At 45.9% G+C, this 26,008-nt stretch carries 26 protein-coding genes and 1 riboswitch; of the genes, 21 read left to right on the top strand and 5 right to left on the bottom strand.

Annotation, left to right across the window (positions count from 1 at the left end; genetic code table 11):
- Nucleotides 1–294: 294 nt before the first annotated feature.
- From ACQCN2_RS22280 to ACQCN2_RS22235, 10 genes are all read left to right on the top strand, one after another.
- Nucleotides 295–618 (top strand): metal-sensitive transcriptional regulator, encoded by a 324-nt coding sequence (locus ACQCN2_RS22280; protein ID WP_426931163.1) that lies wholly within the window; start codon nucleotides 295–297, stop codon nucleotides 616–618.
- A gap of 70 nt (nucleotides 619–688) precedes the next feature.
- Nucleotides 689–3,097 (top strand): heavy metal translocating P-type ATPase, encoded by a 2,409-nt coding sequence (locus ACQCN2_RS22275; RefSeq protein WP_426931162.1) that lies wholly within the window; start codon nucleotides 689–691, stop codon nucleotides 3,095–3,097.
- A 42-nt stretch (nucleotides 3,098–3,139) separates the two neighbouring features.
- A complete protein-coding gene (locus tag ACQCN2_RS22270; protein ID WP_426931161.1) occupies nucleotides 3,140–3,340 on the top strand; it encodes a cation transporter in 201 nt (66 codons plus the stop codon).
- A gap of 125 nt (nucleotides 3,341–3,465) precedes the next feature.
- Complete coding sequence (locus ACQCN2_RS22265; RefSeq protein ID WP_426931160.1) at nucleotides 3,466–3,930, top strand: SAM-dependent methyltransferase; 465 nt, start codon at nucleotides 3,466–3,468, stop codon at nucleotides 3,928–3,930.
- Between the two features lie 105 nt (nucleotides 3,931–4,035).
- Nucleotides 4,036–4,692, top strand: coding sequence for an FMN-dependent NADH-azoreductase (locus ACQCN2_RS22260; RefSeq protein ID WP_426931159.1), 657 nt, complete (start codon nucleotides 4,036–4,038; stop codon nucleotides 4,690–4,692).
- A 309-nt stretch (nucleotides 4,693–5,001) separates the two neighbouring features.
- Nucleotides 5,002–5,418 carry an RrF2 family transcriptional regulator gene (locus tag ACQCN2_RS22255; protein WP_426931158.1) on the top strand — a complete coding sequence of 139 codons (417 nt, stop codon included), beginning with the start codon at nucleotides 5,002–5,004 and terminating at the stop codon, nucleotides 5,416–5,418.
- Nucleotides 5,419–5,439: 21 nt separating this feature from the next.
- Nucleotides 5,440–6,474, top strand: coding sequence for a sulfate ABC transporter substrate-binding protein (locus ACQCN2_RS22250; protein WP_426931157.1), 1,035 nt, complete (start codon nucleotides 5,440–5,442; stop codon nucleotides 6,472–6,474).
- Between the two features lie 24 nt (nucleotides 6,475–6,498).
- Complete coding sequence (cysT, locus tag ACQCN2_RS22245; protein WP_426931156.1) at nucleotides 6,499–7,335, top strand: sulfate ABC transporter permease subunit CysT; 837 nt, start codon at nucleotides 6,499–6,501, stop codon at nucleotides 7,333–7,335.
- Between the two features lie 17 nt (nucleotides 7,336–7,352).
- A complete protein-coding gene (gene cysW / locus ACQCN2_RS22240; RefSeq protein ID WP_426931155.1) occupies nucleotides 7,353–8,264 on the top strand; it encodes a sulfate ABC transporter permease subunit CysW in 912 nt (303 codons plus the stop codon).
- Complete coding sequence (locus tag ACQCN2_RS22235; RefSeq protein ID WP_426931154.1) at nucleotides 8,224–9,309, top strand: sulfate/molybdate ABC transporter ATP-binding protein; 1,086 nt, start codon at nucleotides 8,224–8,226, stop codon at nucleotides 9,307–9,309. The genes cysW and ACQCN2_RS22235 overlap by 41 nt, the downstream gene beginning before the upstream one ends.
- 40 nt (nucleotides 9,310–9,349) lie before the next feature.
- On the opposite strand, the gene ACQCN2_RS22230 is transcribed toward ACQCN2_RS22235, so the two are convergent.
- The gene (locus ACQCN2_RS22230; protein WP_426931153.1) at nucleotides 9,350–10,216 is read right to left on the bottom strand and encodes a GNAT family N-acetyltransferase; all 867 of its coding nucleotides are present in this window, start codon (nucleotides 10,214–10,216) and stop codon (nucleotides 9,350–9,352) included.
- A 145-nt stretch (nucleotides 10,217–10,361) separates the two neighbouring features.
- Here ACQCN2_RS22230 and ACQCN2_RS22225 point away from each other — a divergent pair, with 145 nt between their 5' ends.
- From ACQCN2_RS22225 to ACQCN2_RS22180, 10 genes are all read left to right on the top strand, one after another.
- Nucleotides 10,362–11,189 carry a helix-turn-helix domain-containing protein gene (locus ACQCN2_RS22225; RefSeq protein WP_426931191.1) on the top strand — a complete coding sequence of 276 codons (828 nt, stop codon included), beginning with the start codon at nucleotides 10,362–10,364 and terminating at the stop codon, nucleotides 11,187–11,189.
- Nucleotides 11,190–11,280: 91 nt separating this feature from the next.
- Nucleotides 11,281–11,363, top strand: a riboswitch (cyclic di-GMP riboswitch).
- Nucleotides 11,364–11,426: 63 nt separating this feature from the next.
- Entirely contained in the window at nucleotides 11,427–11,834 is a 408-nt protein-coding gene (locus ACQCN2_RS22220) for a universal stress protein (protein WP_426931152.1), read from the top strand.
- Nucleotides 11,835–11,846: 12 nt separating this feature from the next.
- Nucleotides 11,847–14,714 (top strand): PAS domain S-box protein, encoded by a 2,868-nt coding sequence (locus ACQCN2_RS22215; protein WP_426931151.1) that lies wholly within the window; start codon nucleotides 11,847–11,849, stop codon nucleotides 14,712–14,714.
- 25 nt (nucleotides 14,715–14,739) lie between these two features.
- The gene (locus ACQCN2_RS22210; RefSeq protein WP_426931150.1) at nucleotides 14,740–16,443 is read left to right on the top strand and encodes a methyl-accepting chemotaxis protein; all 1,704 of its coding nucleotides are present in this window, start codon (nucleotides 14,740–14,742) and stop codon (nucleotides 16,441–16,443) included.
- A gap of 36 nt (nucleotides 16,444–16,479) precedes the next feature.
- The gene (locus tag ACQCN2_RS22205) at nucleotides 16,480–16,890 is read left to right on the top strand and encodes an STAS domain-containing protein (protein ID WP_426931149.1); all 411 of its coding nucleotides are present in this window, start codon (nucleotides 16,480–16,482) and stop codon (nucleotides 16,888–16,890) included.
- A gap of 399 nt (nucleotides 16,891–17,289) precedes the next feature.
- Nucleotides 17,290–17,607 (top strand): thioredoxin family protein, encoded by a 318-nt coding sequence (locus tag ACQCN2_RS22200; protein WP_426931148.1) that lies wholly within the window; start codon nucleotides 17,290–17,292, stop codon nucleotides 17,605–17,607.
- Between the two features lie 113 nt (nucleotides 17,608–17,720).
- Nucleotides 17,721–18,230, top strand: a complete 510-nt coding sequence (locus ACQCN2_RS22195; protein WP_426931147.1) for a sigma-70 family RNA polymerase sigma factor — start codon at nucleotides 17,721–17,723, stop codon at nucleotides 18,228–18,230.
- Between the two features lie 23 nt (nucleotides 18,231–18,253).
- Nucleotides 18,254–18,835, top strand: coding sequence for an ATP-dependent Clp endopeptidase proteolytic subunit ClpP (gene clpP, locus ACQCN2_RS22190; protein ID WP_426931146.1), 582 nt, complete (start codon nucleotides 18,254–18,256; stop codon nucleotides 18,833–18,835).
- 133 nt (nucleotides 18,836–18,968) lie between these two features.
- The gene (locus ACQCN2_RS22185) at nucleotides 18,969–19,901 is read left to right on the top strand and encodes a LysR family transcriptional regulator (protein WP_426931190.1); all 933 of its coding nucleotides are present in this window, start codon (nucleotides 18,969–18,971) and stop codon (nucleotides 19,899–19,901) included.
- A gap of 116 nt (nucleotides 19,902–20,017) precedes the next feature.
- Complete coding sequence (locus ACQCN2_RS22180; RefSeq protein ID WP_426931145.1) at nucleotides 20,018–21,133, top strand: citrate synthase; 1,116 nt, start codon at nucleotides 20,018–20,020, stop codon at nucleotides 21,131–21,133.
- A 71-nt stretch (nucleotides 21,134–21,204) separates the two neighbouring features.
- On the opposite strand, the gene ACQCN2_RS22175 is transcribed toward ACQCN2_RS22180, so the two are convergent.
- Complete coding sequence (locus tag ACQCN2_RS22175; RefSeq protein WP_426931144.1) at nucleotides 21,205–22,056, bottom strand: HAD-IIB family hydrolase; 852 nt, start codon at nucleotides 22,054–22,056, stop codon at nucleotides 21,205–21,207.
- Nucleotides 22,057–22,134: 78 nt separating this feature from the next.
- Between ACQCN2_RS22175 and ACQCN2_RS22170 the strand changes: the two genes are divergently transcribed.
- The gene (locus ACQCN2_RS22170) at nucleotides 22,135–23,124 is read left to right on the top strand and encodes a LacI family DNA-binding transcriptional regulator (RefSeq protein ID WP_426931143.1); all 990 of its coding nucleotides are present in this window, start codon (nucleotides 22,135–22,137) and stop codon (nucleotides 23,122–23,124) included.
- 316 nt (nucleotides 23,125–23,440) lie between these two features.
- Here the strand turns inward: ACQCN2_RS22170 and ACQCN2_RS22165 are convergent, their stop codons facing one another.
- From ACQCN2_RS22165 to ACQCN2_RS22155, 3 genes are all read right to left on the bottom strand, one after another.
- Nucleotides 23,441–24,616, bottom strand: coding sequence for an MFS transporter (locus tag ACQCN2_RS22165; protein WP_426931142.1), 1,176 nt, complete (start codon nucleotides 24,614–24,616; stop codon nucleotides 23,441–23,443).
- 124 nt (nucleotides 24,617–24,740) lie between these two features.
- On the bottom strand, nucleotides 24,741–25,019 hold the full coding sequence (locus ACQCN2_RS22160; RefSeq protein ID WP_426931141.1) for an ArsR/SmtB family transcription factor: 279 nt from the start codon (nucleotides 25,017–25,019) through the stop codon (nucleotides 24,741–24,743).
- Nucleotides 25,020–25,159: 140 nt separating this feature from the next.
- The gene (locus tag ACQCN2_RS22155; protein WP_426931140.1) at nucleotides 25,160–25,969 is read right to left on the bottom strand and encodes a DUF2935 domain-containing protein; all 810 of its coding nucleotides are present in this window, start codon (nucleotides 25,967–25,969) and stop codon (nucleotides 25,160–25,162) included.
- Nucleotides 25,970–26,008: the final 39 nt, after the last annotated feature.

Genomic DNA, 26,008 nt, shown 5'->3' with positions numbered 1-26,008 from the left:
CTTCCATCCGCGCAAGCCCACTAAAGAAAAGACTTTGTCACTCGACGCTCATTTTAAGCGCAACCAAGCGCAGAGAACGAAGGAAGGAAAAGAGTCGTCATTCTTTACATCAGACTGAGAAGCGAAGTGATTTTCTTGTCGACTCCATTCCGTAGAAAGCGGAGCGGACATTAACGCTACAAGCAAGCTTAAACAGAGCACAGAGGGACGAAGTCTTTTCTTACTTTTTCCAAACTGCCCATTGCATACATAAGGGGGGTATAGTATTATTATAATCAGAAGGAGGTAAGACCAATGGAAAACACTCATGACACAAATGAACATTGCTGCCACACATCCGAAAGACAAAGCCACCATTCCGATAAATTAAAGAATAACCTGACAACCAGATTGAACCGAATCGAAGGACAGATTCGGGGAGTCAAGGGAATGATCGAAAAAGACGTCTACTGTGACGATATCCTCAATCAGATTGCCGCGATTCAGTCTGCGCTCAACTCTGTCGGGAAACTGTTGCTTGAGAGCCACATGAAAAGCTGCGTAATTGAGCGAATTCAAGCTGGAGAGCATGAAGTATTAGATGAACTTCTGACAACGATGAATAAATTGATGAAATAATTGGCTTCGTGCCTTTTCTTTTTAAAATATACATACCTTACATGGGTATAGTAAATGAGAGGTGAGATGGATGGATCACAAACAATCAAGCCTGCAAATAACGGGAATGACCTGCGCCGCTTGTGCTACACGGATCGAAAAAGGACTGAAGAAGCTGGACGGTGTAGTTGACGCCAATGTGAATCTGGCCTTGGAGAAAGCCAGTGTTACCTTTAATCCGGAGAAATTGCAAGTCGCTGATTTGGAGAAGAAAATTGAGTCACTTGGATATGGAACGGTGAAGGAAAAAGCGGATTTTACCATCACGGGAATGACTTGTGCCGCTTGTGCTAACCGCATTGAAAAAGGACTGAACAAACTTCCCGGTGTCGTGCAAGCCAACGTCAATCTTGCGCTGGAGACTGCCACAGTGGAGTACTCTCCAAGTGACGTGACGGTAGCCGAGATGATTCAGAAGGTGGAGAAGCTTGGCTATCACGCACATCTCAAAGCGGAGCAGCAAGAAGGCCAAGTGAATCACCGTGAACGAGAAATCAGTAAGCAGAAGCGCAAATTTGTCATCTCAACCATTCTGTCCATTCCTTTGCTGTGGGCGATGGTCAGTCACTTTTCCTGGACGTCGTTTATCTGGGTGCCTGATGTTTTTATGAATCCGTGGTTTCAATTAGCATTGGCAACTCCCGTTCAGTTTATGATCGGCTGGCAGTTTTATGTTGGCGCTTATAAAGCTGTGCGTAACGGCAGCGCCAATATGGATGTACTGGTCGCATTGGGTACATCAGCGGCCTATTTCTACAGCCTTTATTTAACCCTCAGGAGCATCGGTAACGAACATATGCAGGTGGAAATGTACTATGAGACGAGTGCTGTCCTCATTACCTTGATCTTGCTTGGAAAGCTGTTTGAAGCGTTGGCGAAGGGGAGAACATCGGAAGCGATCAAGAAGCTAATGGGACTGCAAGCCAAGACCGCCACGATTATTCGCGAGGGGCAGGAGCAAGTGGTTCCAGTCGAAGAGGTAGTCGTTGGCGATCTCGTGATCGTGAAGCCAGGGGAGAAGATCCCAGTCGATGGGGAGGTCACTGAAGGGCGATCCGCAGTAGACGAATCGATGATTACCGGTGAGAGTATTCCAGTGGATAAACAGCCGGGCGACCTCGTCATTGGAGCTACGATCAACAAAAATGGGATGCTGCAGATCAAAGCGACTAAAGTCGGCCGAGAAACCGCATTGGCCCAAATCATTAAAGTCGTGGAAGAAGCCCAAGGCTCCAAAGCGGAGATTCAACGGGTGGCTGATGTCATCTCTGGCATTTTCGTTCCGATTGTGGTTGGGATTGCCATCGTTACGTTCTTGATCTGGTATTTCTGGGTAGCACCGGGTGATTTTGCGAATGCCTTGGAAAAATTAATCGCCGTCCTTGTCATCGCTTGTCCGTGCGCGCTCGGTTTAGCTACCCCAACCTCGATCATGGCGGGTTCCGGTCGGGCCGCCGAACTAGGGATTTTATTCAAAGGAGGCGAGCATTTAGAAACGACTCATAAAATCAACGCCATCCTCTTAGACAAAACAGGTACGATTACCAAAGGCAAACCAGAGTTAACCGATGTGCTCGTAGCGGACGGTGATGAGCACTTATTCCTGCGATGGGTTGGAGCCGCCGAGAAAAACTCAGAGCATCCACTGGCAGAAGCCATTGTAGAAGGTATCCTGGCTAGAGGCATAACGATTCCCGCAACCAGTCAGTTTGAAGCGATTCCTGGCTACGGTGTCCGCGCTGTTGTTGAAGAGCAGGAAGTATTAATTGGAACCAGAAGGCTCATGATGAAATACGAGATCGAGGCCCAGGAAGCGTTTGAATCCATGAATCAGCTGGAGACGGCAGGCAAGACAGCGATGCTTGTGGCGGTGAATGGCCGTTACGCCGGATTGGTAGCGGTAGCCGATACGATCAAAGAATCATCCAAGGAAGCCATCTCTCGTCTGAAACAAATGGGGATACAGGTCATCATGATTACAGGAGATAATGAGCGGACGGCCAAGGCGATCGCGCAGTCAGTCGGAATCGATCATGTCCGCGCAGAGGTACTCCCCGAGGGAAAAGCAGATGAAGTGAAAAAACTGCAAGCAGAAGGTAAACTTGTGGCCATGGTTGGGGATGGAATTAATGACGCGCCTGCATTGGCTACTGCCAATATTGGGATGGCCATTGGCACTGGCACAGACGTGGCGATGGAAGCGGCTGACGTCACCTTAATGAGAGGCGATCTGAACAGCATTCCAGACGCGATCTATATGAGTCGCAAAACCATGTCCAACATCAAGCAGAACCTCTTCTGGGCATTAGCCTACAATACGCTGGGCATCCCGATCGCTGCAATCGGTCTTCTAGCCCCATGGGTAGCGGGTTCTGCAATGGCACTTAGCTCTGTATCAGTCGTCATCAACGCTCTTCGCTTACAAAAAGTGAAGGTGTGATTAAATATATATGAATAAACCAAATTAGGGAGGAATTGTATTATGCAAAACACAGTATTGAAAGTAGAAGGAATGTCTTGCGGTCATTGCGTCAATTCGGTGGAAACTGCGTTGAAGAATATAGGAGCGACCGGGAAAGTGGATCTCGCCAGCAAAACCGTTAGTGTGCAATATGATGAAAGCAAGCTTAACCTCGAAGCAATTAAGGAGGCAATTGAAGATCAAGGCTACGATGTAGTCTAAGGACATAGGGTAAAAAGGATGCGATGAGCATCCTTTTTATTTATAACCAAACAAATTAAGGTTGACCGAGATGAACAAACTTGCGGTATAGTAGAAAAGGGGAAACTTTCCATCAGGAGGCCTATATGTTTACCATTAAACCGATTGCCGCCGTGTCTAATGCTCGACTCACCCCAGAGGACGATTACTGGGGTCAAGTTGTCTCGATCATTCGTCTAGCCGATTACTTGCCGGATGAAAGTCTAGCCGAAATTGAATCATTCTCTCACTTGGAAGTGATTTTTTACTTTGATCAGGTGGAGGATGACAAGATCCAATATGGCTCCAGGCATCCGCGTAATAATCCAGCTTACCCAAAAGCGGGAATTTTTGCGCAACGTGGAAAAAACCGACCGAATAAACTGGGCTTGTCCATCGTTAAACTTCTCAAACGAGAAGGGCGAGAATTGTTTGTAGAAGGATTGGATGCCGTTGATGGGACACCGATTATCGATTTGAAGCCGGTCATGCGTGAATTCTTGCCGATGGAGAAGATCCGACAACCTGATTGGGCAACAGATCTCATGCAGCATTATTGGAAAGTAAAGTGAAGTAGCTTTTTGTCGGTCTTTGGATGAACACCCAGCCTTCTCTTAGGATAGTTCCAGCCATAAATCCCACAATAAAAATGATCATCAAGGAAAGGAAGCTGAACAATGAGCCAAATTCTCTATATTACTGCTAATCCTAAATCCGAAAGTACATCCTTCTCGATGAGCGTAGGCCGCGAATTTATCAATGCCTATCGCGGAGCCAATCCCAACGATTCCATAACCGAGTTGGATCTGTACAAAGCCAATATTCCAGAAATCGACGAAGATGTGTTCAGTGGTTGGACGAAGCTTCAGCAAGGTTCTTCCTTTGAGAATCTTTCCACTAATGAGAAGGCTAAGATTTCTCGAATCAACGAGCTGACCGATCAGTTTGTTCAAGCAGATCAATATGTGTTTACCATCCCATTATGGAACTTAAGCATACCACCACGCTTGAAGGCGTACATTGATACGATCTGTATTGCCGGGAAAACATTTAAATACACCGCCGAAGGACCAGTTGGTCTGTTGGAAGGCAAAAAAGCCGTTCTCATCCAAGCGGCCGGCGGCGTCTATTCCCAAGGACCTGGGCAGAATATGGATTTCTCCACTCGTTATTTGAAGACGATCTTGGGCTTCATGGGAATTAAAGACGTGGAAACCATCTGGGTGGAAGGAATGGCTGCTGCGCCAGAGCAAGCGGATTCCATTAAATCCAAAGCGATTTCACAAGCTCAAGAAGCTGCAAAACGTTTTGGACGAGCGACTGTAAATTCGTAGGACAAGCTTGAAAAAACGTAATTTCATAAGTTAAACAAATGTTTAAACAGACTCCTAGCCATTTTGGAGTCTGTTTTTTATTAGAGGACGTAAAGAACCGTACCGGGCATTTGTGCATACAATAAAGAGGCGATTGACCAGTGGGAGAGTAACGGTCTGAGAAAGTTTGAACACCTTAATTCATACTTGACAACTAGGAATTGTCGGATTAAACTCAGAAGCAAGATTTCGAACACAGCATAGCTTCACCTTGTACACAATCAAATCCCTACTAAAAAACTCAAGATTATCGAGATGGGGGGAACCAGCGTGAAAGTTTCCAGCAAAGGTGAATATGCCTTACGCGCTTTGATTTATTTGGGACAGCGCGAAGGGAACGTGTTATCAATTGCAGAGATTGCGGAGAAAACTTTGGTTCCTGTAAGCTATCTCGAACAAATTTTATTGCAATTAAAAATGAACGGACATGTCAAAAGCAAGCGAGGTGCAAAGGGGGGATACTCCTTGCGATGTAGTCCATCCGAGATCAATATCGGTGATGTGATTCGTAAACTCGAAGGACCTTTGGCACCAATGGGATGTGCCAGTATCACCGCCTATGAGGCTTGTGAATTGGAATCAGCTTGCGTGTTGAAGCCACTTTGGACACTTGTGCGTGATACGGTGGCGCAGGTTCTTGATCAGACGACCTTGGAAGATTTGTTAGCCAGAAGACTAAATAGATAAAGGGTACGAGGAGAGAAGCAGATGAATAAAATAAAGAATTGGCTGGTCAGTCTCGCGTCCATCAGTTTACTTGTAGGTCTTGCGGGCTGCGGAAAAAGTGAGTCTCCAGAGCCTGCGGATAAAAGTCAAGTCACGTTGCTGAATGTCTCATACGATCCAACTCGAGAGTTTTATGAGGCCTACAATCAGAATTTTGCGGCATATTGGAAGAGTAAAACAGGGCAAACGGTCACGATCAAGCAATCACATGGGGGATCTGGCAAGCAATCCCGCTCGGTACTCGATGGGTTGGAAGCGGATGTAGTGACGTTGGCGCTTGCTTATGATATCGATGCGCTAACCAAGAAGCAGTTGATTCCTGAGGATTGGCAGAAGCGTCTTCCAGAGCAAAGCTCTCCTTATACTTCCACGATTGTGTTTCTGGTACGCAAAGGAAATCCCAAGGGCATCAAGGACTGGGGAGATTTAATCAAACCAGATTTACAGGTAATTACGCCCAATCCCAAAACCTCAGGGGGCGCGCGCTGGAACTACCTGGCTGCCTGGGGCTATGCGCTTCGAAAGAATCATGGCGATCAAGCCAAAGCAAAAGCGTTCGTCCAGGAATTGTTTAAGCATGTACCCGTGCTCGATTCCGGCGCACGCGGTTCGACTACTACCTTCGTTGAGCGGGGGATTGGAGACGTACTGCTCGCTTGGGAAAATGAAGCTTTTCTGGCTGTAGACAGTTTAGGCAAAGACAAGGTGGAGATAGTGGTTCCGCCGAGCAGTATTCTGGCCTTACCACCAGTCAGTGTAGTCGATAAATACGCAGAGAAGCATGGAACAAAGCAAGTAGCCGAAGAGTATCTGAAGTATCTATACTCCGAGCAAGGTCAAGAAATTGCAGCCAAATATTATTACCGTCCAACTTCAAAAACCGTTGCCGCTAAGTATGCGGACCGCTTTCCAAAATTGGAATTGTTCCGACTTGAGGATGTCGCAGGCAGTTGGAAACAGGCCCAACAAACACATTTTGCCGATGGAGGCATATTTGATCAAATCTATAAACCATAACAGGTCAGTGGAGGAATTGGCATCATGAAAGGAATTCAGAAGCGCTATAGTATACTACCAGGCTTCAACTTGACTTTAGGGTATTCCGTTCTGTATTTGTGCCTGCTTGTCTTGATACCGCTTGCCGTCATGCTCATCAAGACGACTTCTCTTACTTGGGGGGAGTTCTGGGCAACGATTACGGCGGAACGAGTCGTGGCTTCCTACTGGCTTAGTCTCTATGCTTCGTTTATCGCGGCAACGCTAAATGCGGTATTTGGCTTATTGGTCGCTTGGGTCCTGGTACGCTATCAGTTTCCGTTGAAACGCTTGGTTGACGCTTTGGTGGATTTGCCTTTCGCATTACCAACCGCAGTGGCCGGAATTTCTCTGACGACCATTTATTCACAGAATGGATGGATCGGTCACTACCTTGAATCTATTGGAATTAAGGTGGCCTTTACCCCGCTTGGAGTCATTCTGGCGCTTACGTTTATCGGCTTGCCTTTTGTGGTGAGAACCGTTCAACCGGTTCTGCACGATTTAGACCAACAGTATGAAGAAGCGGCGGCCATCTTGGGAGCCAATCGGTTTCAGACCTTTCGAAGAGTGATTGTGCCTCATTTATTGCCGGCTGTTCTGACTGGTTTTACGTTGGCATTTGCTCGTGCGATCGGGGAGTATGGCTCGGTGGTCTTTATCTCTGGAAATATGCCGATGAAAACGGAGATTACTCCGCTTCTGATTATGACGAAACTGGAGCAATTCGACTACGTGGGGGCAACAGCCATTGCCAGTGTTATGTTGGTTAGCTCGTTCGCAATTTTGTTTATGATTAACTTTCTCCAATGGAGAAGTGGCAAGAAGTTTTCGATCCACTAAGAGAAAGGGAGAGAGGTATGACAAGCAACAACAGCAGCAACTTACATTCTGGGACGTGGCTACGTTGGTTGATGATCGTGATCGCTCTGGTGTTTCTCTGTTTCTTTTTGTTTATCCCTTTGGCGACCGTATTTGCTGAAGGATTAAAAAAGGGATGGGAAGCCTACCGAGATGCCATCTTGGAACCGGAAGCTCTCGATGCGATCAAGTTGACCTTGCTGATCACAATCGTTACCGTGCCAATCAATCTTATTTTTGGCATTGCCGCAGCCTGGTTGCTTGCCAAATTTGATTTTCGTGGAAAGAATCTTCTGATAACCCTAATCGATCTTCCGTTTGCAGTCTCACCGGTTATCTCCGGATTAATCTTTATCCTGTTATTTGGGGCACAAGGGGTTCTCGGCCCTTGGTTGGAAGCCCATGATATAAAAATAGTGTTTGCAGTTCCAGGAATTATTCTCGCCACTTTGTTCGTTACCTTTCCGTTCGTGGTTCGTGAGGTCATACCTGTGATGCAAGCCGCTGGTTCAGAAGAAGAAGAGGCGGCACTTGTACTGGGAGCAAGCGGTTGGCAGACCTTCTGGCGGATTACGCTGCCCAACATCAAATGGGGACTGCTCTACGGGGTCATCCTGACGAGCGCTCGTGCGATGGGAGAATTCGGAGCCGTCTCGGTGGTTTCCGGACATATTCGGGGCATGACGAATACGATCCCGTTGCATGTTGAGATCTTATACAACGAATATAACTTCGTTGGAGCATTCGCGGTCGCCTCACTGCTTGCGATCTTGGCGATTGTTACATTATTCGTGAAAAGTACAGTGGAGTGGCTTACCAACAAACAGAGAAATCAGGTACTAGGTGATGGAGAAGAGGAGGCGTTGAACGTTGAGTATCGAAGTGAAAAGTATCTCCAAGACGTACGGTAAGTTTCAGGCATTAACGGATATTAATCTTGAGATCGCAACGGGTGAGCTTGTTGCGTTGCTTGGTCCGTCAGGCTCTGGAAAAACTACGTTGCTTCGGATGATTGCTGGTTTGGAAGATACGGAAGTAGGAAGGATCAACTTCCATGGAGAGGATACAACGAATCAACCGGTGGGCAAGCGACAGGTCGGATTTGTGTTCCAACATTATGCGCTGTTTCGGCACCTAACGATTTTTGACAACATCGCCTTCGGTTTACAAGTGAAGAATCGCAAGGAGCGCCCATCGCGGGAATTCATTCGCAAGCGCGTAACGGAGTTGCTCCAATTAGTTCAGCTGGAAGGCTTGGGGAATCGCTATCCCACTCAGTTGTCAGGTGGGCAGCGACAACGGGTGGCATTGGCAAGGGCACTCGCTGTTGAGCCCAAGGTGTTGCTCCTCGACGAACCGTTTGGAGCGCTGGATGCCAAAGTTCGACAGGAGTTGCGACGCTGGCTGAGACAGCTGCATGATAAGCTTCACATCACAACTGTGTTCGTGACGCATGATCAAGAGGAAGCCTTGGAGATGGCGGATCGGGTTGTCATTATGAACCAGGGCAAAATTGAACAGGTCGGCTCTCCCGAGGAAATCTACCACTACCCGGCGAACCCATTCGTCTACAGTTTTTTGGGACGTGTAAATCGCTTTAATGGAGAGAGCTTCAAGCCAACCAGCGACACTGGATCAGCGGCGATCGGGTACGTCCGACCGCATGAAATCGATCTGTCCCGGATCCCGGTGAGTAAGAACTCCTTTGAAGCCACCATTCAGCATATTTATCCGATCGGGCCGACCATTCGTCTGGAGTGCAAGCGTGTGGATAGTGAAGTTTTATTTGAGGTCGAAATCAGTCATGAACGCTACAAGGAATTGGGTTTAAAAATTCACGATAAGGTGTACGCAACGATCAAGAACTTGCGTATGTTTCAAGCCACCAATCAAGTTACGACGGTAATTGCGGAACAAACCAATATTCCCTTCTATACAGCCAATGCCCATAGCTAAAGTTCACCCCCCTTAACTTTCGGGATAAGGGGGGTGATTTTTATAGAATTAGTTCGTAATAATCATTGGCGCCAGTTTCCGTGAAGCCACAGGATTGATAGAGTGTTAGGGCATTCTTGTTCTCGACGGCCACTTCCAACGCAATTCGCTTTGGTTGTTGAAGGAGCAACAGATCGATGGTTTGCTGAAGAATCTGACGTCCATATCCACGCCCTCGCAGCTCAGGAGTGACGCAGAAGCCGAAGATAAAACCATTGCCGCCTTCCAATTGGATGCAGATTTTGGCGATTGGTTCTCCGTTTAATGAAGCAATATAGGTACGATCGGATTTGGAACTTAGCGTAGAATCTACATAGTCGCGGGAATCTTCTTCCGTCATGGAGAATCCGGTAACGTTCAGGTGAATAACCGTGTCTCGATCTGCTTCTGTCGCCTTGCGCAATTCAATATCTCCTGTAACCGCAACACCTTCGCTTCCAGCCTGATACTCCATCCAATATTCGGAGAACGAGTAGGGCACATTCAAGGATCCCATCAACTGTTTTCCTGATTGGGAACGGTTGTGAACGATAAAAATAATCTTGGGAATCTCTCGTTGTTTACACTCATCAATCGCTTCTTGGAGGAGTGAGCGGAAGATACCCTTCCTGCGATAATCAGGGTGAACCATTCCACTTACTTCAGCCTCTGTAGAACGGAAGGAGTAGATTCCTAAGAATCCAACAAGTTGATTATCCTCGTAGTAGAGAAAATCATTGGTTTCATTAGTGGGACGGTTGCGCAGCATGTCCCGATTTAGTTTGAGTTGAATATTTTCCGCTTGGTCACAAAGCGCCGCCAATTGCTCTATCTGCTCCAGCTCTTCTTTGGTTAACCCTTGTTTTTTTACCAAACCATTGTTTATCATTCGATCACCCTTTTTGCACGATATCTTTTCAAAGACTAACTAAAGTATAATGAAATATGTTTATTATACAAATTTTCGTACTAGTACATACCGCAATAATTGAGATGACAACGCGGCAAATATTGAGGGGGTGCCGAGCGTGGAAATGGTACTGGAAATGAACTTTAGCGGGCTGCGAATATTTCATCTGGAACCCCACTCCTCCGATGTATTGCATGGCCATGGAGATTGCTATCAAATGAGTATTCCGCTAGCAGGTACACCATCTATTCAGTGTAATCAGGAAATTCGCCGCTTAAGTACGAAGAATCGGTTAGTCGTGTCTCCAGATGACGAGCACAGGCATTATACCGATGAAAAACCTGCCAAAATCATGGTGCTTGGAATCAAACAAACATATATGGCGCAAATACTGGAGGAACAATGGGGGGTATCCGCTAATCGATTCCAGTTGGATAAATGGGGAGAAGGGTGCAACCGAGATTTCTATCAACTGGCTCAACGTGCCTTCTTAGAGACCATGCAGATGACATCTATCCCGTTTATGTTAGAAGAGCTGGAGTATCAGTTGGTCAAACAGTTGTTACTCGTCCAAGAGGGGACGCACAGAAACCATCGCGATCGAGTAGAGCAACGGCAAGCGGGATCTGCTCTTTACCATCCTGCCTTAAAGCGGGCAATGGAATACCTTCAAGAAGAATTTACCTCTGAGCTTTTTCTTGATCAAGTGGCGCGTATATCGGGAGTTACCAAATTTCATTTAATTCAACTGTTTCGTAAACAGTTGGGAACAACGCCGAGCCAATATTTAACGGAGCTACGGTTGAAAAAAGCGCGTTGGTTGGTCCAATTCACCGCACAGGATATCACTTCTATTGCATTTGAAGCAGGTTTTGGAAGTCTTAGTGCTTTTCAACGATCGTTTAAAAAAAGATATGGAATGAGTTGCCGGGAAATGAGACAGCAACGCTAAAAGGACCGCTATAAAATATTTGGAATTTGAATGAAACTGTCTATATTTTCATAATGAAAAATGGTACATTGGTACTAAGAATTACCAAATCGAAAAATGGGAGCGATGATCGGTCATCTGTATCTTGGGCACTTGGATGACACGGAGCGATTAGTGCAACCGACCAGTTAATTCCAAATGTAACTGGTCTATTTTACTTGTATACTGTTACTTCCTTTTAATGGAATGGTGAAAACGATGAAAATAGTAATAGCAGTGGACGGAACAGAATTCTTAACCAAATTTCACGAATTTATTGAACGTTTTTTTCCGGGAATCCCCAAGGAAATCCACGTTCTTCATGTAATTCCAAGCTATGCCGCTTTAATGGATACGTATCCGGAAATAAAGCAGGTCGTCCATCGTCAGGCGGAAGAACTAGTGAAAAAAGTGATGGATTTTTTCACTGATTTGGACGCCCAGTTGGAAGGCATTGTATTGGAAGGCACGGTAACGAAGATGATTCTGGAATACTCGAATCAAAAATCGGTAGATGCGATTATTTTGGGATGCAGAAGCTTAACCAATTATTCAACATTGTCACTGGGAAGCGTCAGCCTCGGAATTGCTAATCAATCCCAAATTCCGGTCATGATCGTGAAGTGAGGAGGATGCGCCATGATGATCAAGAAGATGTGTTGCTTTTGCTTCGGAGCCTCGGTGTCTAGTCTCAGAGAGGAGGAAAAATGGATTTGCCCCCATTGCGGCAAGGACATTAGTACGCTTCCAACTGTTTCTGAGGAGGAGTCGTTTTCCGAAGAGTACATTAAAACGATTTTGCAATATAAGGAAGACTCCTATCAGTTTGATACCGTTGAAGAGCGCGCTCGAATGAGGGAGCGGTCTGTTGAAGCTGAGGTTAAACACCTGCATGATCAGACAGAGATGATTTTACAGGCAGCGGGTGAAGGAATCTTCGGGTTGGATATCCAAGGGAATATCACATTTATTAACCCGGCTGCTTTGAAAATGCTGGGATTTCGTCGAGAAGAACTGCTCTATCATAAAATCCATCAGTTAGTCTATCGCGTGAATCCAGAGGGGGAGGCTGAAGAGTGTCCCTTTGTACAGGCCATGCAAGAGGGAATCCCACAGTTGCGGACAACCGACAATTTCTTGCGCAAGAATGGGGCAAGTTTTCCCGTTGAATATGTAGTGAGTTGCATACGGAAAAATGGCGCAGTAGCTGGAGCGGTTTGTATTTTCAAGGACATCTCAGAACAGTTGCTAGCCCAAAAACAGATTCGAGAAGCGAAGGAGCAGTTGGAATCCTTTATTAACCATACAACAGACGCTATTGCCATTGTCGATTTGGAAGGAATATTACTCTCAGTCAATACCGCTTATGAAATGATTTTTGGCTGGAAAAAGGAAGAATTGGTCGGACAAGCCTTCCCGATTATCTTCCCTAATCTGTATGAGGAGTATAAGATGAACTGTCAACGCGTCATGGCAGGCGAGAAATTGACTGCAATGGAATCGATACGCCGACACAAAGATGGCACCTTGATAAACGTGAATGTGACCTATTCGCCTGTTCATAACGGTTCGGGAGAGGTTGTGGCCATTGCCAGTACGATTCGGGATATGCGGGATCGCAAGCAAATCGAGAGAGAATTGAAGGAGAGCGAGGAGCGGTACCGCCAGCTAGTCGAGTTTTCTCCAGATGCTATGCTCGTTCATTGTGACAATCGAGTAATCTACGTCAATCCAGCCGCGATGCAAATGTTTGGCGCGAAAAACGAGGAGGAGCTGATCGAGAAGCCTGCCATTGAGTTGGTTCACCCAGATTCCCAACAATTGGCCAGATCTCGTATGGCATTCTTACAAAACGATCATGCAAAAGTTGAACCTCTTTATGAAAAATTGGTTCGATTAAATGGAGAAGTCGTTGATACTGAGGTAACGGCTATGGCTTTTCTTTATCAGAACAAGCCAGCTGTCCTGTGCATTATTCGCGATATTACTGATCGTATGAAAGTGGAAGCGGCTTTGCGAGCAAGTGAAGAGAAACTGCGTCAAATCACCGATCACTCTTCGGACGTTATCTGCCAAATGGACCAACAGTTCGTCATCGAGTATATCAACCAGGCTTGTAATCATGAATTTGGCTACACTCAAGAGGAGATAGTTGGGAAGTCTATTGTTGAGTTTATCCATCCTGATGACCGTAAGATGCTTACAAGTGAAATAACGAGATGTATGCGTTCGATGAACTCCTGCAAAACAGAAATTCGCCTGCGCCATGCCAAATCGCATTACATTTGGCTTGAGGTAGCGATTAGCTTCATATTGGATGATCAGGGGAAATGCGAATCGATTATTCTTGTCAGCCGCAACGTAACCGAGCGCAAACAAGCAGATGAGATGATTCAGAAACAAGAAAGACTCCTCAAAGGAGTTGCCGATGCCGCTCACTATTTATTGACGATGCCTGAGGAATTCGGAGCAACGATTCACAAGGTTTTAACGATCCTTGGAACGAACGCCGACGTGGACCGGGTCTATGTGTATGAGAACCATCATGACCCACAGACGAATGATCTTCTGGTCAGCCACCGTTATGAATGGGTGCGTGATTCGGTTGAGCCGCAATTAAGCAATCCGCTGCTTCAAAATATCTCCTACAAGAAAATGGGCATTTCACGTTGGTACGATCGGCTGTCTTCTGGAGGGCTAATTGTAGGTCTAGTGAAGGATCTACCCGAGGAAGAGACAAGATTGCTTGAATCACAGGGGAGTCTTTCCTTTCTCATTGTTCCAATCTTCGTAGGTGATACCTTCTGGGGTTTTATCGGATTTAATGATTGCAACAATGAAAGAGTTTGGAGCATTAATGAAGAAGCGATTCTGATTGCCGCCGCTGCCAGTATCGGTGGAGCGATTAGACGGTACAATCAGGAGGAGCTGTTAAAGCGTGACATCGAAGAGCGTATAAAAGTAGAAAGGGAGCTTGCGGCCACCAATCAAATCTTGCAAGAAATCTCTTCTGTCGATGGACTTACAGGGATCCCTAACCGACGTTTTTTTGATGAAAATTATCAAAAAGAATGGAATCGGGCTTTGCGAAACAATAAGCCGTTATCCATTATTATGTTTGATATCGACTTCTTTAAGGGATATAACGATAGCTATGGCCATCAAGCGGGAGACGACTGTCTCAAGCAGGTAGCCCAGCTAATCAGTGCGCCTTTAAGACGGCCGGGTGATTTTGCGGCAAGATATGGCGGGGAAGAATTTATTGTAGTTTTACCAGAGACAGATTGCGCCGCCGCTGCTATGATCGCCGAGAAAATTCGCCATAATGTGGAGACGGCTCAGTTCCCCCATAATCAATCGAGCATTAGTCCGTATGTCACCATTTCTGGTGGAATTGCGAGCACGATACCAACTTCGGAACAGCAACCCAAGACACTGATCGCAACAGCAGATAAAAACTTGTACGAGGCAAAACAAAAAGGACGTAATCAAGTAGTAATCTCATAGAAAAATGATAATAACGGGGGATATTATGAGGATTGGTATTACCGGGAAAATTACGATGATTGTATTATCAATTGTTTTAGTAAGCATCAGTCTTCTCACTGTGGTCAACTATGTGACCAGCTACGAGCAGGTGAAACAGGCTGCCGGTGTGGAATTGATCGGGTGTGCCAACATCACGACGGGAATCCTGAACCCAGGGGATATCGAGAAGCTGACAGCTGGAGATGAATCCATTCGCCAGCCAATAGAAGAGCGAATCAGCTGGACAATCGCCAAAAAACCGATCTTCAAAAACGAATATATCTTATCGCTAGATGGCAAGCTTCTGGCGGCGGACAAGTATTTGCAACAACAAGGCATTAAAGCCGGTGACCACTTCGACATCGATCAGAAGGCTTTTGAGATGGTGAAAAGCATGAAGCATCCGGCGTTCTCTGATGTGTATACGTTTGGTGGAATTGATCGCATCACCGGCTACGCCCCAATCTATAAAGACCACGATGAAAGTAAAGAAATCATTGCGATTAACGCTATTGACTTTGATGCCAGTATTTTGTCCAAACGCACGTGGGAGATGATCAAGGGTACAATCATCATCGGTATTATTTTGCCGTTCCTCGCGGCGATCATAACCTTCCTTGTCGTCAGAATTACCGTTCGCCCGATCAAACGAGTGATTGATCATGTCAATCTTGTGGCAAGCGGAGATTTTACGGTTTCCTCACTTGAAGTAAAGAGTAAGGACGAGATTGGCGAACTGGCGACTAATTTCAATCGAATGGTCAGAAATCTTTCCACCCTTGTCAAAGAAGTGAAGCTGAATTCGAATCAATTGAATGACAATAGCCAAGAACTTCGCCAGGCAGCCACTCGGACGGGCGAATCAGCTGATCAAATCGCCACTTCTATTCAAGAGGTGGCAAGCGGGACAACCCATCAGTCAGATCAAGCCAACACAGTGCTTTCGTTAGTGGAGAACGTCAAGCGCGAGGTTTCGAATGGAGACGAGCGCGCTCATTTGACTGTTCGTCTGGCTATGGACTCAACTGATGAGGCCCGACGTGGGGAAGAAGCCATTAATAAAGCCATCGAACATTTAAGTACGGTAACCAATACAGTTCGTTTTGCCACAGACTCGATTCAGAAGCTTGGGAAGCGTTCGGACGAAATTGGCGGAATTATTACGGTCATTACGAATATCTCGAACCAAACGAACCTGCTAGCCTTGAACGCGGCGATTGAAGCGGCGAGGGCGGGAGAGCAAGGAAAAGGTTTTGCGGTTGTAGCTGATGAGGTACGCAAGCTGGCAGAACAGTCTTCACAAGCTTCCCAACAAATCACGGAATTGATCAAAGATATTCAAGCGGAAACCTCAGTGACCGTACGCACGATGGAAAGTAATCTGGATGCCGTCGAACAGCAGGTTAGCATTATTCGTCAAGGTGGAGAAGCGCTTACGAACATCGTATCGCAGGTTGTTCGAACAGAAGGCAGCGTCAAGGAGATGCAGCAAGTTTTTGATCAAGTATCGCAGATGATGGATTGTGTATTAACCTCCGTCGAAATGATTGCCAGCATTATCGAGCAAACTGTAGCTTCTTCTCAAGAAGTATCAGCCAATGCGATCGAACAGACAACCTCGGTGGAGCGTATGGTGGGGAATGCGGCATCACTCGCCGAGATGGCCAAACGTCTGCAAATGGAAGTAAGCAAGTTCAAAGTGGAATAATCGGGTGATAAAGCAAGGTTAAAGGAGGGCAGTGGCATGAGCGTCCAATCCATAAATAATCCACTAGAGAAACCGTCTATCATCGTACGTACGCAAAAAGTAAGGGATTATCAGAAGGTCGTGTTTATTGGGAAACTAGTGTACGGACAGACAGAATCAGCTAAGAAACAGGCTTATGAATTACTTGAGGATGCTTCCGGTTACATTTTTGATATCCGGCAGCTTGATTCAATCGATAGTACCGGTTTTGGTGTCTTGATCAATATCGGCAAAAAGATTAATCAATTAAATCGAAGCATGGCGATTATTGTTGAAAATGGATGGATAAAGGAGCTTTTGCACATCGCGAAGTTCCAATTAATTTTTCCAATCGCTCATGCCGAAGAAGAAGCCCTGGCTTTTTTGCAAAAAAACCATCAGCCTTTGCTTCGTTTTGATGAATATTAAAGATTATCGCAGTGAAGCCATGCCCATAGGGTATGGCTTTCTTTATTGTATTATCAAAAAGTTTAATTGCTTTACGGTGGTAAAGTGATTAAACTTATCCATTCGTGCAAGCCCTCCAAGAAAAGACTTCGTCCGCTTGTAGCCTCCTTGGAAGTGAAGCCTAGTGACGTTTCAGCCCCCCGATGAGAGGGGGAGGAAAGGAGAAAGGGAAAAGAGTCGCCACCCAACCCCGTAGGGGCGCGAAGCGTTTGGCGACTCCCTTTCGGATTGAGAGAACGGACTTTTCAACATCATTGCGAGCTTCCACAGAGCGTAAAGGGACGAAGTCTTTTCTTCTCGGAGTAGCTAAATCCCCCCTGGCCAATATCCTAATAATAGGGTGAGTGAGGAGGGAGACAAATGAGTGTTTATAAAGCCAACGACCAAAATCTTCAGATGGTCATTGATCGACAGGGCTTGGTGCTCGTCAGCTTTTGGGCCCCTTGGTGCAGTTCTTGCCGGAATCTAGGACCTGTTTTGGAGGAAGTGAGTAATGAGCTGGCTGATACGGTGATGGTCGCCAAGGTGCATATCGAAGATAATCCCGTGAGCCGAGGTTATTTTGCGATTAAAAATGTTCCCACGATGTTGCTTTTTAGAGACGGGTATCTTATCAATACGTTTCGTGGCTACAAACCAAAAGCAAGTTTAATTCAACTCATTCATGGTGTGCTGTGATCCATGATGACAGGTCCTGAATTGTGATAAACTGGAATTCCCCCTGAATTTGTATTTCCGAAAACTTTTTGAAGCTGTTGTGCATCTAATTGTGTGAAAGGAGGAGAGTAGCTGTGGAAGAACAACTCACCAAGGAACTGTTTTCCATGAAAGAACGCGCATACCGAATCGCATATTCTTATCTGCACAATGAACAAGACAGTTTGGACGCGGTTAGCGACGCGCTCGAAAAAGCGTTGGCGAATGCCCAACGTTTGGAGAGACCGGAATATCTGAAAACCTGGTTTGTACGCATCGTGATTAATCAGTGCAAGATGATGAAACGCAAGAACCATCGACTGGTTGTCCTGCAAGAAGAATTCACTTCTGATGAAGGAACAGATCAACCGCTTACCGAGGAGAAGCTGGATTTGGAAGAAGGGTTAATGCGGCTCTCGCCTGCTGATCGCAACTTAATTTATTTGAGATATTACATGGGATATACACTGGATGAGATTGCTCAGGTAACCCAGATGCCGATTGGAACAGTCAAAACGAAGCTGTACCGGAATCTGCGGGATTTGCGGCACAAGCTTACGCCAGTCAACATGGCCGCTTTATCGATACAGTGTATGGCTGCTTAATTCAATCTTCAGGGGGAATGAACATGAGTTTAGTACCTGTAGTTGTTGAACAGACCAGTCGTGGTGAGCGATCCTACGATATTTATTCACGTTTGTTAAAGGATCGAATCATTATTCTGGGAAGCGAAATTGATGACAACATCGCGAATCTGGTGGTCGCACAGTTGCTTTTCCTAACGGCAGAAGATCCCGAGAAGGATATTCATCTCTATATTAACTCTCCGGGTGGTTCTGTAACGGCTGGAATGGCAATCTATGATACCATGCAATTCATTAAGCCTGACGTCTCTACGATCTGTATCGGCATGGCCGCTTCGATGGGAGCGTTTCTACTGATTGCGGGTGCACAAGGCAAGAGATATGCGCTGCCGAATGCAGAAATCATGATCCACCAGCCTCATGGCGGAAGCCGAGGGCAAGCATCTGATATTAAAATTCAGGCGGAGCGAATCCTAAAATCGAAGGCTGCCATCAATAAAATTATTGCCGATCGATCTGGTCAGCCGCTGGAAAAGGTGGAAAAGGATTCAGATCGGGATTTCTTCTTATCCGCAACGGATGCCAAAGCCTATGGGCTGATTGATAAGGTAATTGAGAAACTGTAAAGACCAACGAAGCAAAATGGTAATTGCTTGACGGGAGATTGGTAAGGTAAACTGTATAAAAATGGGTAAGGCTCTCCAGTAGATGGAGAGCCTTCATTATAGAGAGAGTGCGCATAGAAAGCAGGTGAATCCGATCGATCTCAAAGTCTTGCAAACCTTTGTAGTAGCGGCCACAACGGAGAATTTTCATCAAACAGCGGAAACCCTGTACATTGCTCAGCCGACGGTAACCCAGCATATCCGAACATTAGAAAAAGAACTGGGAATCGAGCTTTTCCTACGAGTAGGCAAGCGCGTCATGCTGACACCTGCCGGCAAACGGTATTTGACTCATGCCAGAACGCTGATTGAGGATTGGCAAAAGGGAGTGGAAGATTTGTTAGCCTGGAGGCAGGGCTATCACGCTCAGCTGAAGCTGGCGGTATCACCGATTATTGCCAGAACCTCATTGCCTCATCTCCTCAGGCGGTTCACTAAGAATTATCCGGAAGTAGATGTGTCGATTCGGATTGCGGATTCGGAAGATATCGGCCCGATGGTACAAAGCGGCAAAGCCGATCTGGGATTGACCCGCATTAAACCTGGGGAATTTCAACTGGCTACCTATTTGATGGCGGAAGATCCCGTCGTCTTAGCTGTACCATTGAATGGCGGAGATATGGAGGCGCCCCTGCCGGATTGGGAGGAAGAACTCCAATCCAAGCGATTGCTGACGCACAATCATCCCGGTTATTGGGATGAGCTGTTGTTGGCGTTAAGGCAGCGCGGACTCTCTTTTCGTACCATGGTCGTAACGGAGGTAGACATTACCAAACGATTAATCGAAGAGGGGTTGGGCGTGTCCTTTTTGCCTCGCTCGGCCGTTACCCGAGAATTGTTCGAGAATCGGTTTATTGAACTGAACACACCGGGACTAACCTTGCCGATTACAGCTTCCTACCTGACGATTCCCAGGGTTGGACCGAGTGAACCGGCTCGTTGGATGCGGGATGTCTTGGCTGAACTATATCCCCCATTGCCTGTTATCGAGGACGGACAAACAGGCATAATTGATTATGTTTTGTAATCAATTGGGCGCTTTTATTTTATTTCCCCTTTTAAAATAAGGTTGATATACTAGTTACCAAAGAAAACTTTAGAAACTAAAAACTTTATTAATAAACAAAATAGGGGTGGGGGACAATGACACAACCAATTATCTCCATTGGACTTGAAGGGATTGCGGTGGCAGAATCTTCACTAAGTTTAGTTGATGGTACGAACGGACTTTTAGTTTATCGAAATCATTGGGCACGTGATTTGGCGGTTGCTCATACATTTGAGGAGATCGCTTATCTGCTGTGGAAGGGTCATCTGCCGAATGAAGAAGAATTGGCCTCTCTTAAAAAGCAGTTAAAGGACAACAGAGCGTTGCCTAACTACGTAAAGCTGGCATTGGATCAAATTCCGCTTGACGTGGATATGATGAGTGTACTTCGCACGGGTGTATCCCTTCTCGGAACGAGCGGCGTACAGTGGCCTCCAACCTTGGAACAGGTGATTGCCGTAACAGCCAAATTCCCAACAATTGTCGCTTACAGACAAGCGCGGTTAGAGCATCGCGAACCGCTTGATCCACGTGATGATTTGGATCATACAGCGAACTACTTATATATGTTGACCGGGAAAGAACCACATCCAGCCCATGTGCGTGCATTGGATGCCTATCTGATCCTGACGCAAGAGCACGGAATGAATGCTTCCACCTTCTCGGCTCGTGTAGTTTCTTCTACACAATCCGATATCTATTCCGCTTTGACCGCTGCGATTGGAGCGCTGAAAGGTCCGCTTCACGGTGGGGCACCTTCGGAAGTGACGCAGATGATCGAAGAGATTGGAACGAAGGAAAATGCGGAACCGTGGCTGCGTAATGCCTTGGAAAAAGGAGAGCGCCTCATGGGATTCGGCCACCGCATCTACAAGACGACCGATCCACGGGCAACGGCACTGCGCGTAGTTGCTTCTGAGCTATCCGAGGAGGATCCGTGGTTTGATCTGGCAACCCATGTGGAGAAAGTGGCGCTTCGCCTGCTCGACGAATATAAACCAGGCCGCAAGCTCAATACGAATGTAGAATTCTTCGCCGCTGCCGTCATGCGTTCGATTGGCTTGTCGGAATCGTTGTTCACCCCTACTTTTGCTGTAAGCCGTGTAGTTGGCTGGTGCGCTCATATCCTGGAGCAAGCGGAGAATAACCGGATCATTCGTCCGCAATCCATCTATACCGGCCAAATTCCTGAACAAGTCGGCACCAACTAAGCGAACCCAAAACACCTCCAAAATCGTGATCACTCGATTCATGGAGGTGTTTTTTTTCGTGGGGGGCACGTTCATCTAAAAGGAATGGCCTTGAGAACTTCTACTATTCCTTTAGCGTATTCTGACCGGGTCACTTGCGGATGCAAGCGCTTCGCTTCTTCCGTAGCATTAGCCAGTAAATAGCCATGTTTGACGGCTTTTAACATATCGACATCATTCCCGCTATCTCCAAAAGCGATTGTGTTGGTAAAAGGAACGTTGTAATGATTCATCATAAACGTGACGATCTCTTGTTTACCTGTACACAGAGGAATGAAGTCCACATCAAATGCGTCAGCGGGATCTCCCGCTTTTGGGTTGCAGCGGTTGATATTTAAGCCAATTCCATTTATTTTGGCTAGATGCCGAATGATCTGTAAATCATAGTGGGTTTGTGTCTTGGAGCTTTCATAGTAGTAATAATTGAGCTTGTATCGCTGATGACTGAATTGAGTCTGCTCTACAAGTTCGATTCTGTATTGATGATATAATTCTTTCACTAGCTCGATGACCATTTCGTGCGAGAAGCCGGATTTCTGCAGTCTGCTTTCCCAGTCCGTATTCGCAATTAATTGGCCATTTTCTCTTACGTCGTAGACTTCGGTTCCCAGGTTGCTTGCGATAAAATGAGGAGTATAACGCATATGGGCCCGCTCCATTTTATGGACAATATGATGGAGATTGCTGCCCGTTACCCAACCAACTTTGACGAAATGTTCTCGAGAGAGCTTATTCAAGTATTCTTCCAGCTCGTATAAACTGTTTAACAGTTCGTCTGTACAAGCGTGGGGATAATACGTTTCGTCAAAGTCGAAAAAGATTAAATACTTCGCCTCCTGAGTAGCAGAAGGAAAAGCAGATTGATTAAGTGATACATTCATCATCAACACCCCATTCCATTACCTACTTTAAAGATAAAGGATGGGATCGATCCCAGGTCAATACTTTTTCTGAGGTGCATCATGGCTATTACGATATATGATATTGCGCGATTAAGCGGTGTTTCCAAATCTACTGTTTCAAGAGTGCTTTCCAACCATCCTTACGTGTCACAAGAGAGTCGCCTCAAAGTCCAAAAAGCGATGGAAGAGCTACATTATGTTCCTAATTCTCTCGCTAAACAATTTCGCACAAAGCAAACGAAGTGTATCGGGATCCTCATTCCCGATTTGGATCATCCCTATTTTAGTGAACTGGTTAGTTCCATCTCATTGGAATGCCATAAAAGAGGATATAAAACGGTCGTTCATCAGACCTTTTCAGATAAAAGGATAGAAAAAGAAGTCTATGCCCAGCTAAGGAATAAAGAGCTGGATGGGATTATTTTGACGTCATCGCTTCTGTCAGAAGAGGAGATAGCCGAATGTGTGGAAAATCGTGCAATAGTCGCTTGCAATGAAGATTTTCGGGGGAAGTGCTTTGACGCTTTTTGTCTGAACGAGGAAGAGGTCATACGGGAAGCAACTACCCATCTTCTACAGAAAGGCTTAACCAAGCTGGGATTCTGCTCAGATCATATCGATACCCCTTCCCAACAAGCGAGATTAAGAGGGTTTATTCAAGCGCATGATCAGCTAGGGTTACCGTACAATAAGTCGTATATTTTTAATCAAATTTCGACCGTAGAAGATGGGATGCTGCTAGGAGAACGGCTTTTTAAAAATCATACAGACATACAAGGGATGATTGCGGGAAGTGATTTCGTAGCTGCTGGCTTAATCAAATCAGCGGCTAACCACGGCTTAAGAATACCGCAGGATTTTTCGGTTATCGGCTTCGATAATCATCCGATCTCAATGGTGACGACTCCACAGATTTCTACGATAGGCAATCGCATTACCGATATGACTCGAGACTTAGTGGATCGAATCATGAATCAGCTGAATGGCAACAAACAGGCTCCAATGAAAAAGATTTATGACGGAGAACTGATTATAAGGGAGTCTGATTGAATCATTTTTGAAAAAACCACATCCGCTTCCTGTAATTTGGTTTTTGGTAAAAATAAAAAAAATAACCACTTTGCAACAACTGCAAAGTGGTTATTTTTTTTCATTCGAGTAAGCCCGCTCAAGAAAAGACTTCGTCGCTCTAGCTCATTTTAAGCGAAACAAAGCGCAGAGAACGAAGGAAGGAAAAGAGTCGGCATTCTTTACATCAGACTGAGAAACGAAGTGATTTTCTTGTCGACTCCCTTCCGTAGTGAACGGAGCGGACAGTAGACGCTACAAGCGAGCTTAAACAGAGAGTAGAGGGACGAAGTCTTTTCTAATTAAGTTGCAACCCCTTCGCCAATTGTTGCTGACGCGTACGAGAAAAGCGGAAAGAAAGAGTAGCGGAAAAGATTGCAAAAACGACTCCAATGGCTCCAATCAAGGGAATAGCCGCAAGTGACAGATGCGTGACCACGAGTCCTCCGATTCCGGCGCCTGCAGCCATGGCAAGCTGGAGGAATGAACTGTTTAAGCCTAACATAATTCCCGATGCTTCCGGAGCTAGCGAGATCAGGTTATATTGCTGCGTCGGACCTGTTGTCCAAGCGGAGAACGACCATAGGATGAGTACAACGAACACGGCCATGGCAGAGTGCGAAAATAACGACAAAAGGATGAGCGAGACGATGTGAAGGGTAAAACCTCCGATGAGCGTAGGTTTAACTCCCCATCTATCTGTACTATATCCACCAAATTGCGACCCAATCAGGCTTGCCAGACCAAATACGAACAACGCGGTGCTTAAGGCGCCTTCTTTTAACCCGGTAACCGTAAGCAGAAAAGGAGAAATGTAGGTATAAGCAATCGCATATCCACCGATCCAGAAGAAGGTGGCCGCCAAAGCAGCGAATATTCTCGGCTCTCTTAGCAAAGTCAATTGTTTGCGCAGCGGTATAGGAGTCTCCCCATTTGACTGAGGGATCACAAAATAGATAATGAGCATCGCAAGTAAGCCTAAAACGCCAATTCCCACAAAAATAGTTCTCCAATCGTAATAGGAAGCGACCAATCGACCAAGGGGGACACCGACAATTAAAGAAAGCGTGAAGCCCATGAGTACGATCGCAATAGAGCTGCCTACCTTTGCTGGTGGAGCAATCTTGGACGCTACCGTTAACAAGTTAACAACGACAATTCCGGCACCGAGCGCCGCTAGGATTCGAGCCGCAATGAGCCATTCAAATCCAGGCAGGATAAAAGTAAGCAGGTTGGCAATGACAAAGACGCCCAACGCATAAATGAGCAGCTTTCGTCGTTCCAGCCTGCCCGTCAAGCCAATTAAAAACGGTGTTCCAAGCGCATTGGCGAGTGAATAAACCGTAATGAGCTGGCCTGTAGCAACCACTGAAACGTTCAGCGATTCAGCGATTTTGTCCATAATTCCCGCGATTGAATTCTGCGAGGTTCCAACTAAAAAAGTAATGAGGGCAAGCAAATAAATTTTCCACATCGTTTACTACTTCCTTTCAGGGCATATGTATTTCTATGAATATCGAAACAGTAGGTAAAAAAATAAACTCATCTAAGCTGATATTTCTAGAAATATAGAAATAATCGGCGAAAAAAACAAAAAACTAATCCAACAAATAGGGTGCGTATTTTTGAGCAACATCCTTATTCAGGCTGTAATAGATAAAGGTTCCATCTTTACGTAGAGACAACAGACCCGCATCTGTCAGTTGTTTCAGATGATGAGATAGCGTCGAGTGCGGAATAGGGATCTTCTGTGTAAGTACGCCGCAGCATTGACTGTTTTCTTTGGCAAGCAGAAGGGCAATCTTCAATCGGGTAGGTTCTCCAAGGGCTTTGTAGATTTTTACCGCTTGTTGCACATTCACTTGGTCATCTCTCATCGTTTTCCCACCCTTCAAAACGGACTTATTTCCATCACTTTCGAAATAAAAATATCATAACCAAAATGGGCAGTCAAGATGTTTGACATGCCGCACAAAAAAGCAGAGTTCATGATGAGCTGAACTCTGTCTTGTCTCACTTATTCCACTCTCGGTTTCGTCGGATCGCAGTCGGGTAAAGATCCCGCTGTGGATTGAGCCAGCTTGATGAGGTAATAACATTCTTCCCTCGCCATATGGTCGGGCATCAAGGGAGATAAAGTACCCAGTATTCGTTCATCCAACTCCAATCGCTCAATCTCTTCCAGAAACTCAGTGAATAAACGAATCTCCAGCTCCACGTCGCTTGTGAATTGCGCCAAAGCGGGGAATTGTGTCAGATTGGTCCGCAGATATCCGGCTAGTTCTATGGCTTTCAAATGATAATCGTCAAAGTGCTTGCTAAACTCCTGGCTTCTCTCCATCAGGCGTTTCTCGACCAGATCAAGGTTAGCAGCGATGGAACCTGCATGACCCGAAGCATCAGGCAGCCAGAGTAAATGAAGATGAAGCGGATGACAGTTAGGCGGAACCTGCCCTGCAGATAAGTAATTCAAAATTCGCAAATATTCCTCGATCTCATTAAGCATGTGGTTGTAGAACGTCGGGGGCAGATGAGTCTTGATTTGTCCAAGCAGCTGTTTTTGCAACAGTTCCAGTTTAAAGTTTCGTAAGCTTGTAGCGTAATAGGTAGCCTGATTCGTCAAAAGCTGAAGCTGTTGTTCATTGAGATCCTGACGCGCCTGCTCCAGAAGTTGATCAAATATCCGTTTAAAATGATCTGCTTGTTGGATTTCGGCTACATTGTCAGGAGTTAAGCTCATGAAGATAAACCGGCTGTGGTCTCCAAGGATTTGCAGCCAGAAACGATGTTCAAACAAGGCTGCTGAAGCAAATTCAGTTTGCGGCAAGATAAAACCCTCCTTTACTACCCACATTCATATGTGCGG

This window comes from Brevibacillus ginsengisoli (assembly GCF_050113715.1).
In the GTDB taxonomy this organism is placed as follows: domain Bacteria; phylum Bacillota; class Bacilli; order Brevibacillales; family Brevibacillaceae; genus Brevibacillus_H; species Brevibacillus_H ginsengisoli.
Note: the sequence above shows the minus strand (reverse complement) of the source record. Positions and strands in the feature narration are given on the sequence as shown.

Bases quoted from the DNA above. Each gene is read 5' to 3' on its own strand.
- ACQCN2_RS22180 (WP_426931145.1), top strand. From the start codon at position 20,018: ATGACACAACCAATTATCTCCATTGGACTTGAAGGGATTGCGGTGGCA.
- ACQCN2_RS22270 (WP_426931161.1), top strand. From the start codon at position 3,140: ATGCAAAACACAGTATTGAAAGTAGAAGGAATGTCTTGCGGTCATTGC.
- ACQCN2_RS22200 (WP_426931148.1), top strand. From the start codon at position 17,290: ATGAGTGTTTATAAAGCCAACGACCAAAATCTTCAGATGGTCATTGAT.
- ACQCN2_RS22165 (WP_426931142.1), bottom strand. From the start codon at position 24,616: ATGTGGAAAATTTATTTGCTTGCCCTCATTACTTTTTTAGTTGGAACC.
- ACQCN2_RS22230 (WP_426931153.1), bottom strand. From the start codon at position 10,216: ATGATAAACAATGGTTTGGTAAAAAAACAAGGGTTAACCAAAGAAGAG.
- cysW (WP_426931155.1), top strand. From the start codon at position 7,353: ATGACAAGCAACAACAGCAGCAACTTACATTCTGGGACGTGGCTACGT.
- ACQCN2_RS22225 (WP_426931191.1), top strand. From the start codon at position 10,362: ATGGTACTGGAAATGAACTTTAGCGGGCTGCGAATATTTCATCTGGAA.
- ACQCN2_RS22280 (WP_426931163.1), top strand. From the start codon at position 295: ATGGAAAACACTCATGACACAAATGAACATTGCTGCCACACATCCGAA.
- ACQCN2_RS22160 (WP_426931141.1), bottom strand. From the start codon at position 25,019: ATGAGAGATGACCAAGTGAATGTGCAACAAGCGGTAAAAATCTACAAA.
- ACQCN2_RS22260 (WP_426931159.1), top strand. From the start codon at position 4,036: ATGAGCCAAATTCTCTATATTACTGCTAATCCTAAATCCGAAAGTACA.
- cysT (WP_426931156.1), top strand. From the start codon at position 6,499: ATGAAAGGAATTCAGAAGCGCTATAGTATACTACCAGGCTTCAACTTG.
- ACQCN2_RS22220 (WP_426931152.1), top strand. From the start codon at position 11,427: ATGAAAATAGTAATAGCAGTGGACGGAACAGAATTCTTAACCAAATTT.
- ACQCN2_RS22275 (WP_426931162.1), top strand. From the start codon at position 689: ATGGATCACAAACAATCAAGCCTGCAAATAACGGGAATGACCTGCGCC.
- ACQCN2_RS22215 (WP_426931151.1), top strand. From the start codon at position 11,847: ATGATGATCAAGAAGATGTGTTGCTTTTGCTTCGGAGCCTCGGTGTCT.
- ACQCN2_RS22170 (WP_426931143.1), top strand. From the start codon at position 22,135: ATGGCTATTACGATATATGATATTGCGCGATTAAGCGGTGTTTCCAAA.
- ACQCN2_RS22250 (WP_426931157.1), top strand. From the start codon at position 5,440: ATGAATAAAATAAAGAATTGGCTGGTCAGTCTCGCGTCCATCAGTTTA.
- ACQCN2_RS22265 (WP_426931160.1), top strand. From the start codon at position 3,466: ATGTTTACCATTAAACCGATTGCCGCCGTGTCTAATGCTCGACTCACC.
- clpP (WP_426931146.1), top strand. From the start codon at position 18,254: ATGAGTTTAGTACCTGTAGTTGTTGAACAGACCAGTCGTGGTGAGCGA.
- ACQCN2_RS22175 (WP_426931144.1), bottom strand. From the start codon at position 22,056: ATGATGAATGTATCACTTAATCAATCTGCTTTTCCTTCTGCTACTCAG.
- ACQCN2_RS22210 (WP_426931150.1), top strand. From the start codon at position 14,740: ATGAGGATTGGTATTACCGGGAAAATTACGATGATTGTATTATCAATT.
- ACQCN2_RS22205 (WP_426931149.1), top strand. From the start codon at position 16,480: ATGAGCGTCCAATCCATAAATAATCCACTAGAGAAACCGTCTATCATC.